A 15,648-nucleotide genomic window follows, 5' to 3' on the forward strand; every position below is an offset into this window, starting at 1 on the left:
ATTGTATTTTTAAATCAGCTTTGCTATAATATCAGATATGTGTAGAAATAAATACAGTATTGGAGATCGCGATGAGTTCAAATCTAAATGATAATTTGGTTCAGAAAGTAATTGATAAATTACTTACCAGAGAAGTGCTTACCTATTTGATTGCTGGAGTGTTAACAACGGTTGTTAATTTCGTTGTTTACGGAGTTTTATGTAATCTTTTAGGGATTGCAAATATGGTATCGAATACAATTGCATGGGTCGTAGCAGTTATATTTGCATACGTTGTAAATAACTTTTGGGTGTTTCAAAATAAGACAGGCAGTAGTAAAAAAGAAGGAGAAAAACTGGCTAAATTTTTTAGTGCTAGAATAGTAACCTTAGTGATTGAAAGTGCCGGTATGTTTATCTTTATCGATGTATTAAAATTACATCAGTACAATATGATTGTGAAAGGTTTTATTGCAATCATAGTTATTATACTAAATTATATCTTCAGTAAATGGTTTGTATTTGATAAGAATACGGATGTAAATAGTACTACCGTTAATGTTACTGAATATAACGAGAAAATTGATAGATAATGAATCAAAATTATAAATCTAAATCATAAATCTAAATCATGAATCTAAATCAGTTTAGAGATTATAGAAATCTTAAAAAAGGAATGGAAGGCAATAATTCATGGAAAAAGCAGTAGTAGTTTTAAAAAAAGGTGAGGGAAGAACCTTAAAATCAGGAGGCCTTTGGGTTTTTGACAATGAGATTAGTAAGATTGAAGGCGAGTTTACCAATGGTGATTTGGTAACAGTAAATGATTTCGATGGTTATTGCATGGGAACAGGTTTTATTAATACAAATTCTAAGATAACAGTTCGTATGATGTCTCGAATCAAAGGACAAGAAATTGATGAAGAATTTCTTTTACAAAGAGTGAGAGATGCGTGGAATTATAGAAAAAGTACAGTAGATATCAGTAGTTGTAGAATTGTATTTGGAGAAGCTGATTTTTTACCTGGGCTTGTTATTGATAAATTCTCAGATGTTTTAGTTGTACAATCTTTAGCACTTGGAATTGATCGTATGAAAGAGACTATTTTAACACTTCTTAAGAAAGTGTTAGAAGAAGATGGCATCAAGATTCGTGGTGTTTATGAGCGTAGTGATGCGAAAGTAAGATTACAAGAAGGCATGGAACGAATCAAAGGTTTTATTGGTGAACCTTTCGACACAAAAGTTACAATCGTTGAAAATGGTGTTAAATATATCGTGGATGTTGAAGACGGACAAAAAACAGGATTTTTCTTAGATCAAAAATACAATCGTCTTGCAATTCAACGAATTTGTAAGGATGCGAAAGTTCTAGATTGCTTTACTCATACTGGTTCTTTTGCTTTAAATGCAGGAATTGGCGGTGCAAAAAGCGTATTAGGAGTGGATGCTTCTGAGTTGGGAGTAGCTCAAGCAAGAGAAAATGCAGAGCTTAATGGACTTGATAAAATTGTTCAGTTTAAATGTGCGGATGTATTTGAATTATTACCAGAATTAGAAGCAGCAGGTGAGAAATTTGATGTTATTATACTTGATCCACCAGCATTTACGAAATCAAGAAATTCTGTGAAGAATGCGATTAAGGGATATCGTGAAATTAACCTTAGAGCAATGAAGTTATTAAAAGATGGAGGATTTTTAGCAACCTGCTCTTGCTCTCACTTTATGACTCCTGAATTATTTACAGAGACGGTTGGACAAGCCGCTAAAAATGTTCACAAACGCTTACGTCAAGTGGAGTATCGTACGCAGGCACCAGATCATCCAATTTTATGGGCTGCAGATGAGTCTTATTACTTGAAATTTTATATTTTCCAAGTATGTAATGAAAAATAAGTTATAAAAAGGGGCTGTCGAAAATAATTATTTTTATATGTAGACAATGTTTTTATGCTATGGGACAGAATTTTAAACCTGTCTCATAACACGAAAGACATTAGGCGTTACAGATAAAAACTTTATTTAGCGACAGCTCCTTTATGTTACTACTAAAAAAGGCTGACATGCTTCATACGAGATTAGAGAGGAATTTTAATTATAATTTTTGCTCCATGTGTACTTTTAGAATTTTCTAAAATAAGTAATCCACCGTGTTGCTTTGCAACGGAATCAGCTACATAAAGGCCAATTCCAAAATGAGATTTAGAATTACGGCTACGATCATCCATATAAAATTGTTCGGTTGCATGCTTTAATGCTTCTGATGAAAATCCCATACCGGTGTCACTTATAGTGAATACAATATAACCATTGTCCTCACTTACTTTATACGTAACGATTCCCCCGGATGGAGTATGCTCAACGGCATTGGACATTACATTATTAAGTGCTCTTAATAATAAATGGGGATCAATAGAAAAATGCTGCGATTCATAAGTAGTTTCCCATCGTAATTGAATATTTTTCACAGTGCATAATCCTTTTGCCTGTTTTTGAACATCTTGTATAAAACCATCTATCATAATATCTTGTAGTTGCGGTCGAAAACTGTCATTTGATTTTGTGATTTCTATTAACATCTGCACATAATTTTGCATTTGTAAAGAACTTTCCTTAATGTAATCAATACATTCTAATTGCTCAGCAGTAGGCTCTGTATCGTACAGTAGTTCAGAATTTCCACGAATAAGAGTCAACGGAGTTTTTAGATCATGAGCTAATGCGGATATTTGTTCTTTCCTTGATTGCTCCAATTTCCATTGTCTTTCCAAAGAATTCTTTAGTGCTTTGCGCATTTTATCCATTGAGTTTAAAACTGCATTTATTTCTTTTATATTGCCACGCTCAATAGAAAAGTCCAACTCTTGACTTTGGATTTTCTCTGTTACAAAAGTGAGTGAACGTAATTTATTGTGCATCATATATCCAAAGCGAATAGCTGTGACAATCACGCTTAATAGGATTAATAATAATGCAGTAACTATAAACATCGTTTGTGGTGGCATGAGATATTTTCGCAAGGTTGTGGATTTAAATTGTGGGGTGATTTTATATCGAAGCACGCAATATTCATTGACACGCTGAACTACTTTATAATAATTTTCGCTAAAATCAGAGGTACGCCCTTGTACTGCCGCCCATGCATTTTTTATGCCACTTCCCTCAATATTACCAGCTTTAATGCTTCCATTTGTATCAAATACGATATATTGACACAAATCAGGAATCATAGTCTCCTTTACTTCATCCGCTTTTAAAATTTGGTCGTAAGCAGCGTTAGCTTGTTCCTGTGCGAAATCTGCGGGATAAATCATGTCGTTTGCAATTAAATAACTAAAGGAGCTAATTAAGAGAATTCCAATTAGTATTACGCTAAGAAACAGGTAAAAGAAGTATTTTAAATAAAACATACTAAGAGGAATCTCTCGTTTTTTAATTTTTATTCTTCCCATTTGTATCCTATCCCCCAAACCGTTTTGATTGGTGAGTAGTTCATATGCTCCAATTTTATACGAATATTTTTAATATGTGTAGATATCGTATTGTCATTACTATCACTATCAAATCCGAAAACATGTTCAAATATTTGCTCTCTTGAAAATACTTGTCCTGTATTTCGTGCTAAAAACTCACATATCTGGTATTCACCTTTGGTCAATGGAGCTATACTTTCATTGATAATTAATTGCTTTGCAGAAAGATTAAAATAGGAATTTGAAAAAGAGAGTCTTGTAGTATGTTCACGATGCTCACGCCTTAAATGGGCGGTCACTCTTGCGCGAAGTTCTAATGCTCCAAATGGTTTACTAATATAATCATCGGCACCAGTTTCTAAGCCGTAAACCAAACTATTTTCTTCTGTTTTTGCAGTCAGGAATAAAATAGGACAATCTACGTGACCGCGGATTTCTTTGCACAAAGTAAAACCATCTAACTTTGGCATCATTACATCTAATAAAATAAGATCAAAAGAACACAGATTGAGGTTCTGAACGTTTGCTGGTTCATAAATTGTCGTTACATTGTGCCCATCCTTACTTAAAATTTTCTGTATCATAGTCAAAATTGCCAACTCGTCATCGACCGCCAATATATTTGCCATACTAATCACTTCCCTTCATCAGAATTATACGCTGGATACCTTTGTTAGTAAAGTTTAATCACTGGTATTTTGTCCTTCCCAGCGACAAACCCAGATACTAAATAAAATGATTGCACTTACTGTGATGAAAATACACATAAAAATTGCAATATTGTAATCTGCTTCATGTAGTTCTTGTCCATTTGCTACAGTGAGGGCATAGGTAACAAGCCTAGATGACCATGCACAAGGAACATAGCACCAAATATCATCGCCCATTCCAGTAAGAAATAATGCGGAAATTAAACTTTCTATAATTCCTATACCAATGGATATTCCTTTATTAAAGCGTAATGACAAAAAAAAATGTAAAATATACAAAAATATATTGCTGCCTAAAAGTATTAGCGCAGCTTTTATATAAAATAAAGAATTCACCATGGATGCCTGAAAAAAATATAGATATCCCACACCAAAGAAAACACTTGCCAAAAAGATAGAAAATGTCCCTAAAAGTATGAGTAAGAAAAGCTTACTAAAAAACATAGGCAATCTTTTGGGCGCAGATAACATTACCTGAAATTGTCCAGCCGACAACTCTTGCTCAGCAAGTAACACACAGAACAGACCAATTAGAAATGGGAATCCAATTCCTAATACCTGAAAGTAGGCCTGAATTTTACTATAAGCGTCCCAAGGAGTATATGCATAATAAGCAAGAAAAACGACAGCAATACACAAAGGAATTAAGAAATGCGCTTTCCCAATAGCCAAACGTTTTGTCTTACGTACTTCAGATATAAAACAACGAAAAAATAGATTCATTATTTTTCCTCCGTTCTCTTAAACCAAATTGAGGTAAGAAAAGTTAGCGTAAAGAACCATAACAGAGAAAGTAATATTCCTGGTAGAATAACATTTGTATTGTTAAGGTTACTACCAGTAGGAATTGGCAAACCATTTGGCAGTAGACCTAGTGTCGGACACATTAAGCGGATTGGAATGGAGAAAGGAAAAATCCACCATAAGCTAGTATCTGCCAGTGCTACAACACCACTAACAGAAAGCACCATACTTGTAAAAATACTTGCAAACATACCGAACCTGGCACTCAAAAACAAGTAGACAGGAATTGCCCACAAATAGCTTATACTTAATAATATTGCGCCACTAAATCCACCAAAGGGGGAAATTGTAGTTCCAAGAACTGATCCTCCAACTAAGGTACCTAAAAAAATAATACTATTAGAAAACAATAATAAAAAGGTGCTATAAATGATTTTACCAATCCAACATTTTTCTGGTGAAATATTAAGTGATAAAATATTATAGTATTTGATTTTCCTATCTTTTTTGATGGAAAGATAGCAAAAAACAGCCAACATTCCAGGTAGTAGCATAATATACCACCAATTCCATGCACCCGCAGGAAAGGCATTATGTACACCACCTGTCAGAAATAGCGCTAGCAATAAAGTAATAACAGGTGCAATTACCGTAAGAATTCTTCCAAACGTATGTTGTAACTTTAGATGTTCAGCCTTTACTAAACGAAACATATCATTCACCAGCCTTTCTATTCTCCTTAATTACTTGCATAAATAACTTCTCTAAATCTTCGTTAGGATTTATCTTGCTGCTGTAACCTAAAACACCCCCAGAAATAATGCCTACATGGTCAGCAATTTGTTGTACCTCAGAAAGAATATGGCTAGAGAGAATAACCGTAATACCTTTTTCGGGAAAAGAACGAATTAACTCTCGCAGCTCTTCTATGCCTACGGGATCAAGACCATTGGTAGGTTCATCTAAAATCAATAACTTTGGATGATTTAATAAGGCTAGTGCAATCCCAAGTCGCTGTTTCATACCGAGGGAAAACTGTCCGGTTCTTTTTTTACCTGTATCAGTTAACCGTACAATTTGCAGAACTTCTTCAATTCTTAAATCATCAAGGCCAAGTAGAGTGGCCCTAACTTTCAGATTTTCATATGCAGTTAAGTTTTCATAAAGAGGTGGCATTTCGATTAAAGCCCCGATATGGTTAAGATCATCTCGCTTCCAGATATGACCATCAAATTCAATGCTTCCTGATGTGGGTTTTAAAATACCTGTTATCATTTTTAGGGTTGTAGACTTGCCTACACCGTTTGGACCAAGCAGCCCATAAATAGAGTTTTTTTCTATATTCAGCGATACATTGTTGACCGCTATTTGCCCCTTGAATTTTTTACAGAGGTCAGTGGTTTTTAAAATCATATTCATAATATCTAAGTCCTTTCTTTTGATTTCAAGAATAGGATAAGGGGTAATTTTGAAGATTTCATAAAGATTCAAAAATATTATTTAACGTATGGTAGTTATTTCGTGATAGAAATAGCTACAATGAAAGAAAGTTAGATAGAAAGGAAGTTACAAATGAAGAACGTTAGAATGGAAAGTTATTAAAAGGTATGTTACAAATGAGGAAAGTTATAAAATTAGCCGTAGTCAGATTTATAAATTCTGGACCACGGCTAATTACTCCATTTCTATTCATCAACGACAGGTGCATGAAATGTACTAAGTTTTTCAGTTACAGGATCATATGCATAAACATTTATTTCTTTAAAGTCAAGAAAGAATATATAATTAGTAGTCACATGAATTTCCTTAAAATCACCTTGTTGAATTGTTTTAGTTGTCATGGAAGATAAATCTAAACATTCAATTCGATTGTTATCTCCTCCATCAACTTGGTAATAAATTTTGTTTCCATCTGGACTAATATTATATGTAAATACAAATTCGTCAACGATAAGAGTTTTATTTTCACCATTAAGATCAATTCGATACAATTTATAATTATCTTCCAATGAAATATAATAAATCCAATCATTGGTTGCAATTGGCATATATGTATTACCAGTATAAACAGTACGAACACTTAAATTATTCATATTAAGTGCATGAATATCATGGTCAAAGGAGGCTCCGGAAAAATACATTTCACCATTGATATAAGAGGCAGGAACAATTGGGTCATCATATAATTTCTTTTCATCGGTATCATCAATATTGACTTTATAAAAGGTTAATCCTTCACTTGTATTGTAATGTTGAAAAAATAATGTGTTTTTAAAAAGGCTTACAACACCAGCAGGATCTTTATTTAGCAGTTTCAAATTCTTACCATTCTTATCAATTCGATAAACTCCAGCATTGTAAAGCTCGAATATATTATCAGAATGCTTTTGTTTCGAATAATTTACTTTTGAATAGTAGAGATAATTAGCATCAGCATTAATATATTTAACTTTATTTGGATGAATTTTTCTAACATCAGTACAATTTAAGTTCATCTGATAAAGAGCACCATCGTCATTCATGTTGCTAAAATAAATGACTCCGTTGTACTCACAAAACAATCCTCCATTATAGAGATTTCCGGCAGTATTTCCAATCACGTCTCCTTCATTTAAGGAGGTACGAGTTGTACGATAATATAGTAGGATAGAACAGATAAGGGCAGCAGCTATAATGATAGCAATAATAATTTTTTTAAGTGTGTTATTCATTGATTCGTATTTCTCCTTATCGAAAGGCTTATGTTTAGTTAAAATTTATACGAATGTAAGATTCATCCATTTTATTTGAAATGAATTTTCGAACTTATCCTACAAATTTATATATAAAAATATTATACAATTGAATGGAATAAATTGCAAATAGTAACTAAGTATGATAAAAGGGACTGTCGTAAAATAAAATTTTATATATGTAACTCCTATTGTTTTTAGTGTTTGAGAAGCAATTTACACATTGCAAATTAATGGTAGGGTAGGTATAATAAATTAAATATCCATAAATACATAGGATGGAGGAATATACAATGGATTTACAAGAATGTAGAAAAGAAATTGATAAGATTGATAAACAGATTGTGGAATTATTTGAACAACGAATGGAAATAGCGAAAAAGGTTGCTGAATATAAAAAGAGTATCGGGAAAGAGGTTTTAGATGTTGCGAGAGAAAAACAAAAGATAGAATCTGTAACATCGTTATGTAGCAATGATTTTAATCGTCATGGGGTACAGGAGTTATTCACGCAGATTATGTCAATGAGTAGAAAACTTCAGTACGCAATGATAATGGAGAATAAAGATGCTCCTTATGAGCAAATTGCAGATCTTCCAAAGGATGCTAATACGAAAGTTATCTATTTTGGGACCACAGGGGCGTACACAGAGCAAGCGATGGAAGAATGTTTTGGTACATTAGTTAAGAGCTATCCCGCAGATACCTTTTATGAGGTAATGTCAGCAGTAAAAGAAGGAAGAGCAGATTATGGTATTTTACCGATTGAAAATACTACAACTGGTGGAATTACCGATAGTTATGATTTATTGGTTGAATTTAATAATTATATCGTGGCAGAACATGTAATTAAAGTAGATCATGCGTTGCTAGCTCTTCCTGATGCGACTCTTGAAGATATTAAAACTGTATATTCACATCCACAGGCAATTATGCAAAGTAAAGTATTTTTATCAAAATATCCGAATATGAAGACAGTGGAACATGGAAGTACTGCTGGATGTGCGAAAAAAGTTATGCAGGATAATGATAAATCAAAAGCTGCGATTGGAAGTATTCGAGCAGCAAAAGCATATGGTTTAAAAGTACTTGCAGAGCACATCAATCATGAAGATACAAATTCAACAAGATTTATCATTATAACTAATAAAAAACAATATAAAAAGGGCGCAGATAAATTAAGTATTTGTTTTTCCTTACCACATGAGTCTGGTAGTCTTTATAATATGCTATCACATATTATTTACAATAATTTAAACATGACAAAGATTGAGTCTAGACCTCTAGCGGGTAGAAACTTTGAATATCGATTTTTTGTAGATTTTGAAGGAAATATAGAAGACCCAGCAGTTGTTAATACACTCCTTGGTATTGAAGCAGAGGCCCTTGAAATGAAGGTTCTTGGTAATTATAAATCCATGACCTAATTAGAATTACTCTATGTTTTCATATTTTTTTCAAACTCTAAACACAATTCGTACACAATATACGGTTAAACTATAGACATAAGGTTGATCAAGAAATCACTAAGATATAAAAATGAAACATTACTTAGTGCTGAAATAAAGAGTTTGAAAGGAGAAAAACTTATGAGAGATGATAATTTTTTCAATAATGAAAACAACAATGAAATGAATAACAATGCAATGAATAGCAATAATGAAATGAATCAAAACGATGTAATCATTGACAATAATGTAATGAATAGCAACGATGGTATCAATGACAGTATTGAATTAAGAAATAATGAATTTGAACAAAAGAACCAAATGGAAGAAATAGTTCCAAGTAATACAACTAACTTTATCATGTATAGTAGTAATGATGATTCGAATTTGAATGAAGTTAGAAATGATGTTAAAACATATTCTGAATCAGAGACAGAGCAGGTAAAAGATACTTATAGTAATATCGAAGAAAAAATTAATAACGAAGATTCTGTTAATCAATCTAATGCAAGCTTTGTAAATGAAAAGAAGGTGAAGATTCCAAAAATGAAAAAGGCACGTAAATTCTTTAAAAAAGTGGCTGGATTAATGGCAGCAGCAGCTGTATTTGGAATGATTGCAGGTGGCACTTTCCAATTTGTAAATCAAGGTGGATTTAAGAAAAATGTTAGTGTTGTTGAAACCAACCAGGGAGATGTAACTGATTCCGCAAATGAGGATCAATCTACAAACGGTGGTGCAATTGCTACATCAACTACAAAAACTACCGTAATGGATGTATCTTCCGTTGTTGAGAATGCAATGCCTGCAATCGTAGCAATTAACTCTTCTTCTACACAGACTGAATATGATTTCTTTGGAAGAGCTTATGAAAATGAAGTATCTGGTAGTGGTTCTGGTATTATTATCGGCCAAAACGATAATGAAATATTGATTGCTACAAATAACCATGTAGTAAGTGGTGCAACTGCAATTGAAATTGTTTTCAATGATGATACAAAAGCGATTGCAAAATTAAAAGGTGCTGAGCCATCTTCTGATTTAGCTGTAGTAGCAGTAGATATTAATGATTTAACACAAGATACTAGAAATAATATTAAAATAGCTACATTAGGTAATTCAGATGAAGTAAAAACTGGTGAATTAGCAATTGCAATTGGTAATGCTCTTGGATATGGTCAATCCGTTACTGTTGGATATATCAGTGCATTAAACCGTGAAGTTTCAGTTGAAGATACTACTCTAAATCTATTACAAACAGATGCTGCTATCAACCCAGGAAATAGTGGTGGTGCTTTGTTAAATGCCAATGGTGAAGTAATTGGAATCAACTCTGTAAAATATGCAGATACAAGTGTTGAAGGTATTGGTTATGCGATTCCTATTTCAGATGCAATCCCAATTATCAATGATTTAATGAATCGTGAAGATTTAGATGAGTCTGAAAGTGCTTATCTTGGAATTCAACCTAAGACCGTAGATGAAAGCTATGCACAAGCATTTAATATGCCAGTTGGTGTTTATGTCCTATCTGTAGTAGAAGGTTCCCCTGCAGAAGCAGCTGGATTACACAAAGGAGATATCATTACAAGTATTAATGGTAAAACAATTAAAGATGCGGATCAATTACAAAGTTATCTAAGCTATACAAGAGCTGGAACTAAGGTTGAAGTAAAAGTTAGCGTATTGGAAAACGGTACTTATACTGAGAAGACTTTAGATGTAACACTTGGTAATCGTCCAGCACAATCAAGATAATAATATAGAATAAGATATATAAAAAGTTAAGGTAAAATAAGAAGTAAAAAAAGATAAGGAAAATTTAATCATATCGTAGTAAATTTGATTAATATGTAAAAATAGTATCTATTTATTAGGCTATCGAACAAACTAGGTTTCATAGGACTGTATAATATGTCTCACCTTTACAAAAGGGGGAAGGACATAGAATAGTGGAATGAAACAAAGGAGCTTGTTCGATAGCCTTTTTTGATTGAAATCAAGGACAACTTCTTTTATACTATTGATTCAGGAGAATATTTACAGTATTATAGAAAGGATAAAAGTAGTATTTTATAAAGTGAGTTACGTAAATGTGTAGGGATTAATTTATTTGCTAAAACTCACAAACGTATCAATCATGTGATAGACGTAAGTAATTGTAGAGCAGGTAGTAAAAAAAGAGATGAAATAGGAGGCAAATAAGATGAAAAAGAACTGTGAGTGGAAGTTTTGGAAGCATATCATTTTATCATTTAGTATTGTAATCATTGCTTTTATTAGCGATATTATTACGCGAAAATTATTTATAACGAATTTATTCATAGGTTTCGCTAATTAGTTTAATGGTTTTAGTATAGGGAAAGCCGCTAGTATTGGAGTAATCGGTGCGTCAGACGGACCAACCTCTGTTTTGGTAAATAGTATTACAAGTACAAAGGTGTTGATATATTCTAAGTTAATATTATTTGTAATATTAGTATTGTTGTATTTACCTTTAAAGGCTGGTATTAATAAGTTACATAAAAAAGATAACAATTCATGTAATTAATAGGATAGAAGTATAAGATTAACGAACTTCAGTTACATATAAAAAGTAAAAATATGAAAAGTAAAGATAAGAAAAGTGAAGATAAGTAAAAGTGAAGATAAGAAAGTGAAGTGGTAAAATAATGGATACTCAAAAATTTTCAAAGGAAAGCATAGATGAATTTTGGAGTAAATTCTTACGTGAAACTAATAGAGATGCTAAAACAAAATATTTGGATGCATTTCATTTCGAATTAACGAAGAAGAGTGCTAATGAGTTATTGCAACTTGTTTTAAGTGGGCAAAAAAGGGCCACAGCTAGTAGTTTGTGGGGATATGAAGTAAGTGGAGAATGCATACCTAAGGTAGGTGATCTAAGTATTGTTACAGATTGGGATGGAGTCCCGAAATGTGTTATTGAAACGACCGCAATCACAATTATTCCTTTTTCAGAGATGACCTATGATATCTGTAAACGAGAAGGTGAAGATGATAGCTTAGAATCTTGGAAGAAAGGACATACTAAATTTTTTACAGAAGAAGGAAAAGATCTGGGATACGAATTTAGGGAAGAGATGCCAGTTATATTTGAAGATTTTTCAGTTGTATATCAGGTATAAATCTATGTTAAAAATGGATTACAAAGAACGATGGCCTACAGAACTGTTATTAATTAAAGAAACTACAGATTAGGAGAATCTTAATAAATGAACAAAGATGAGAAGCAACAAATTATTGAGAAAACAATGTTGTATGTTCGAGAAAAGCTAGAAGGCGAGGGTTCAGGACATGATTGGTGGCATATTGAAAGGGTATTGGTAAAAGATTAAAAAAGTACTTAGGAGGAGTATCATGGAAAGAAATCACAAAAATAATTGGATAATTATTATGTGCTGTATTGTAGTTTTAATTGGACTAACGATTTCAAAATACGGAATTGATAATAATACTATAAAAGCTTGCGCTTGTCTTATTATCTCTGGGGTGATAGTAACGCTACTATATCTCTTTGTTAAAAAAGATATCATTAAAGTCATGGGAATGATGTGGATAGTAGGTGTGGCTGCTTTAACGTATAGCGTACTCATTGGTGGAAGTTCTACTGCAGTATTTGCTTTATACGTCATTCTTGGTATGGCAACAAGTTATTTTGTCACAAAATACATCTATATGGCAATATTCCCTATTTGTGGTTATATGTTTATTTTATCGTTTATTAACCCAAATTATATTGAAGGAATGCCAAATTCAACACTCGCAGGCGCATTAGGGAAAACGATTTTATTAGTGATTGTAACATGTATTTTGGCATTAACAACAAAACGTGGCGAAAAAATGGTCTTAGAAGCAAGAGAAATGCTTCAAATAATAAAGGAACAAAATGAGCTCACATCTTTGACAGCTAAAGAACTTAATAATGCAGTAATCACTGGAAATAATCGAATGATTGGAGTGTCTGAATATGCTGAAAGTGTAAAAGAATCTGCAAATCAGATTAATATGGCAATGGACAGTATGATGGAGGGAATTACAAATATCAATGAAAATGTGTTTAATACTGTCACTGCAATAACACGTAATAAAGAAATTGCTAAAACTTTGGATAAGAGTTTTACTAGGGTTTCTAGTTCTGTTGATAAGGGGAATGCCGGGGTAGAAAATGCAAAACGTGAGCTTCATATTATGTCAGCGGATGTAGAGGAGGCTTTGTCAGTTACAGATGAATTGATGGACCGAATGAATAGTATTCACACCATTTTAGATGAGATTAACGGAATTGCCAGCCAAACGAATCTATTATCTTTGAACGCATCGATTGAAGCTGCAAGAGCAGGTGAACATGGACGTGGTTTTTCGGTGGTTGCAGAAGAAATTCGAACACTTTCTGAAGGCAGCGTAAAGGCAGCAGGAAATATTCAATCAATTCTCTCACAGCTACAACAGGTTGCGAATAAGGTAGCAGAAAAGATATCCTCTGGAGCAGAAGCTGCTAAGGGTGGAGTTTTGGAAATAGATGTTTTAACACAACTTTTTGATGAAATACATATGACAACGAAAGATGCAAGAAAGATAATGGAAGAAGAGCATGAGGTTATCAATAAGGTTGGTTATGAAATCGAAAATATTAGCTCTGAAATGAATAATTTAGTAGCAGTGGGTGAAGAAAATACGGCAATGGTTAGTGCAATAAACTCTACAATTGATGAACAAAATCTGGCTGTTAAAGATTTAGAAGAGCAGATGAGCAAAGTGAATACCCTTGCTAATAATTTGGAGATTAAGAGTTAAGTAAAGAAGTTAAGGGCATAAAGACAAAGGAGTAGCAAATTTAAGTAAATAAGCAAAAGTTGAAGTTTTATAGCTAACTAAAATTGCTATGAAAAGAAAGCAGACTAAAATTATTTAATTAACAATGTTTAAAGATGTTTGCTTATTTATAGAGAGGAAGTAATTTTATTATAAATTATATTAAATCAATTCAATTAAATATCAGAGTAAAATATGTATTAATTATTTGTTTCATTATTTTATTAGGTTTACTTTCACGAAGGATATCAATAGTTCCGTTGTTTGTTGGGGATATACTTTGGGCAGTTATGATATTTTACATTGTGAGATTTTTCTTTATTCATAAGAGTCTTAAAGGGGTATTTTTAATAAGTCTACTATTTTGTTATTTCATTGAGGTGAGCCAATTATATCAAGCCGGCTGGATTAATAATTTAAGAAATACAACCATAGGGGGATTAATATTAGGTCATGGCTTTTTGTGGTCAGATATTTTGGCATATACGTTTGGTGTTACGATTGCAGCAATTTTTGAACTATTAAAACATAAATTATCTTCTTCTAAGATAAAATAAGGAGTGATAGGGTAATGATGCGTCTAAAATGGATATTTTTCATTCTATTGCTTAATATAACTTTATTGAGTATTGCAGCCTGTAACAAAGCTGAAAATCAAATGGAAAGTGAATGGCGGGAGGCTTCTGAAGGTATTGATGAACTAAGCGGAGTTTGGATTGAAACGGAAAATGAAACGTATGAAAAAGGAACACTTATCGTTAGAGTTAAGTGGTTTAATACTTTAAACGATCAAATGACATATGGACAATCATATCTTCTTGAGAAGAAAGTCAATGATAAGTGGAAAGTGGTAACGAAAGAAACTACAAAAAATTATGGCTTCACTGCGATAGGTTTTATCTTGGAACCAAATTCTACAAGATGGCAGAGTCACAGTCTAGAATATTATACAGATGGCCTTACTCCAGGTAAATATCGTATCAATGCTACATTTAGTCGAGATACATTGAATGGTGTTGACTATGGCAGGTCAGGGTATCCGAGGTACCAAGTTTATGGTTATTTTACAGTAGGTAATAAAAATAAGGAGCGTGAACTAACCGTATTAGATGATTCTGTAATTGAATATAAGAATGAGGAATATGGATTTGCTATAGAACTACCCAAAGATTGGGATGGGTATCGAGTAATTGAAGAACAACAAAATAAAGAAAGTGAGAAGCATGAAATATTTCAAAGGTTAGATGAGGATTACGTTATTGTAAGAATACGCCATCCGAACTGGACACAAGAAACACCATATCAAGATATTGTACTTACCATGTTTCATAGCAGACAGTGGAGAGAGAATAGGAAGTCCTTTGCAGACAATGAAATAGATAAGATACCAGAGGTGAAATTATATTCAAGGTATTATATTGTATTAAATCCAGATGATTATGATGAAAGTTACAGGGAATTTAAAACAGTTCAAAAGATGCTAGAGTCCCTACAGAATTATTAATTCCTTGACAAAAGTGAAAACATGGAATATCATGAAAATATATGTAAAAGAAAGGATACTCAAAATGAATCGCATACTTAAATGGGTAAAATTAGAATCTATTATGATCGCGCTATTTTTCGTTAAGGGGATAAGTGCGTCCAAATTTAATAGATTTACAAGAAACCATATAGGTATTTTGGAGTATTCAAGCTAGATATTTAATGATGCAATGATTCATTA

General features: G+C 32.7%; 16 protein-coding genes. 10 read left to right on the forward strand and 6 right to left on the reverse strand.

The genetic code is table 11. The annotated features are described in order from the left end of the window. Nucleotides 1–71 precede the first annotated feature (71 nt). Nucleotides 72–572 (forward strand): GtrA family protein, encoded by a 501-nt coding sequence (locus BN4220_RS11345; protein WP_066716166.1) that lies wholly within the window; start codon nucleotides 72–74, stop codon nucleotides 570–572. Nucleotides 573–672: 100 nt separating this feature from the next. Then, nucleotides 673–1,875: a class I SAM-dependent rRNA methyltransferase gene (locus BN4220_RS11350; protein WP_066716168.1), complete on the forward strand. Its 1,203-nt coding sequence runs from the start codon at nucleotides 673–675 to the stop codon at nucleotides 1,873–1,875. Between the two features lie 182 nt (nucleotides 1,876–2,057). Here the strand turns inward: BN4220_RS11350 and BN4220_RS11355 are convergent, their stop codons facing one another. The 6 genes from BN4220_RS11355 to BN4220_RS11380 all read right to left on the reverse strand — a co-directional run bounded on the left by BN4220_RS11355 (nucleotide 2,058) and on the right by BN4220_RS11380 (nucleotide 7,617). After that, entirely contained in the window at nucleotides 2,058–3,431 is a 1,374-nt protein-coding gene (locus BN4220_RS11355) for a sensor histidine kinase (protein ID WP_066716170.1), read from the reverse strand. After that, nucleotides 3,419–4,081 carry a response regulator transcription factor gene (locus BN4220_RS11360; RefSeq protein ID WP_066716172.1) on the reverse strand — a complete coding sequence of 221 codons (663 nt, stop codon included), beginning with the start codon at nucleotides 4,079–4,081 and terminating at the stop codon, nucleotides 3,419–3,421. Before BN4220_RS11360 ends, BN4220_RS11355 begins: the two co-directional genes overlap by 13 nt. Nucleotides 4,082–4,135: 54 nt before the next feature. Beyond that, nucleotides 4,136–4,885, reverse strand: coding sequence for a lantibiotic immunity ABC transporter MutG family permease subunit (locus BN4220_RS11365; RefSeq protein WP_066716173.1), 750 nt, complete (start codon nucleotides 4,883–4,885; stop codon nucleotides 4,136–4,138). Next, nucleotides 4,885–5,619 (reverse strand): lantibiotic immunity ABC transporter MutE/EpiE family permease subunit, encoded by a 735-nt coding sequence (locus BN4220_RS11370; RefSeq protein ID WP_066716175.1) that lies wholly within the window; start codon nucleotides 5,617–5,619, stop codon nucleotides 4,885–4,887. The genes BN4220_RS11365 and BN4220_RS11370 overlap by 1 nt, the downstream gene beginning before the upstream one ends. A 1-nt stretch (nucleotide 5,620) precedes the next feature. After that, nucleotides 5,621–6,325 carry a lantibiotic protection ABC transporter ATP-binding protein gene (locus tag BN4220_RS11375; protein WP_066716177.1) on the reverse strand — a complete coding sequence of 235 codons (705 nt, stop codon included), beginning with the start codon at nucleotides 6,323–6,325 and terminating at the stop codon, nucleotides 5,621–5,623. 266 nt (nucleotides 6,326–6,591) lie between these two features. After that, nucleotides 6,592–7,617, reverse strand: coding sequence for a DUF5050 domain-containing protein (locus BN4220_RS11380; RefSeq protein WP_066716179.1), 1,026 nt, complete (start codon nucleotides 7,615–7,617; stop codon nucleotides 6,592–6,594). A 314-nt stretch (nucleotides 7,618–7,931) separates the two neighbouring features. Here BN4220_RS11380 and pheA point away from each other — a divergent pair, with 314 nt between their 5' ends. The 8 genes from pheA to BN4220_RS11410 all read left to right on the forward strand — a co-directional run bounded on the left by pheA (nucleotide 7,932) and on the right by BN4220_RS11410 (nucleotide 15,426). Continuing rightward, complete coding sequence (pheA, locus tag BN4220_RS11385; protein ID WP_066716181.1) at nucleotides 7,932–9,065, forward strand: prephenate dehydratase; 1,134 nt, start codon at nucleotides 7,932–7,934, stop codon at nucleotides 9,063–9,065. 162 nt (nucleotides 9,066–9,227) lie between these two features. Next, a complete protein-coding gene (locus tag BN4220_RS11390) occupies nucleotides 9,228–10,844 on the forward strand; it encodes a S1C family serine protease (protein WP_066716183.1) in 1,617 nt (538 codons plus the stop codon). A 448-nt stretch (nucleotides 10,845–11,292) separates the two neighbouring features. Beyond that, nucleotides 11,293–11,427, forward strand: a complete 135-nt coding sequence (locus tag BN4220_RS20630; protein ID WP_278280723.1) for a hypothetical protein — start codon at nucleotides 11,293–11,295, stop codon at nucleotides 11,425–11,427. Between the two features lie 331 nt (nucleotides 11,428–11,758). Continuing rightward, nucleotides 11,759–12,235, forward strand: a complete 477-nt coding sequence (locus BN4220_RS11395) for an ASCH domain-containing protein (protein ID WP_082812270.1) — start codon at nucleotides 11,759–11,761, stop codon at nucleotides 12,233–12,235. An 87-nt stretch (nucleotides 12,236–12,322) separates the two neighbouring features. Beyond that, entirely contained in the window at nucleotides 12,323–12,445 is a 123-nt protein-coding gene (locus tag BN4220_RS20285; RefSeq protein ID WP_197467924.1) for a phosphohydrolase, read from the forward strand. Between the two features lie 22 nt (nucleotides 12,446–12,467). After that, entirely contained in the window at nucleotides 12,468–13,904 is a 1,437-nt protein-coding gene (locus tag BN4220_RS11400) for a methyl-accepting chemotaxis protein (RefSeq protein ID WP_066716185.1), read from the forward strand. 278 nt (nucleotides 13,905–14,182) lie between these two features. Then, complete coding sequence (locus BN4220_RS11405) at nucleotides 14,183–14,479, forward strand: ribosomal maturation YjgA family protein (RefSeq protein WP_278280724.1); 297 nt, start codon at nucleotides 14,183–14,185, stop codon at nucleotides 14,477–14,479. Nucleotides 14,480–14,493: 14 nt separating this feature from the next. Beyond that, nucleotides 14,494–15,426: an immunoglobulin-like domain-containing protein gene (locus tag BN4220_RS11410; protein WP_066716189.1), complete on the forward strand. Its 933-nt coding sequence runs from the start codon at nucleotides 14,494–14,496 to the stop codon at nucleotides 15,424–15,426. Nucleotides 15,427–15,648 lie beyond the last annotated feature (222 nt).

Origin of the sequence: Clostridium sp. Marseille-P299, from assembly GCF_900078195.1 — a bacterium.
GTDB lineage: Bacteria > Bacillota > Clostridia > Lachnospirales > Lachnospiraceae > Lachnoclostridium.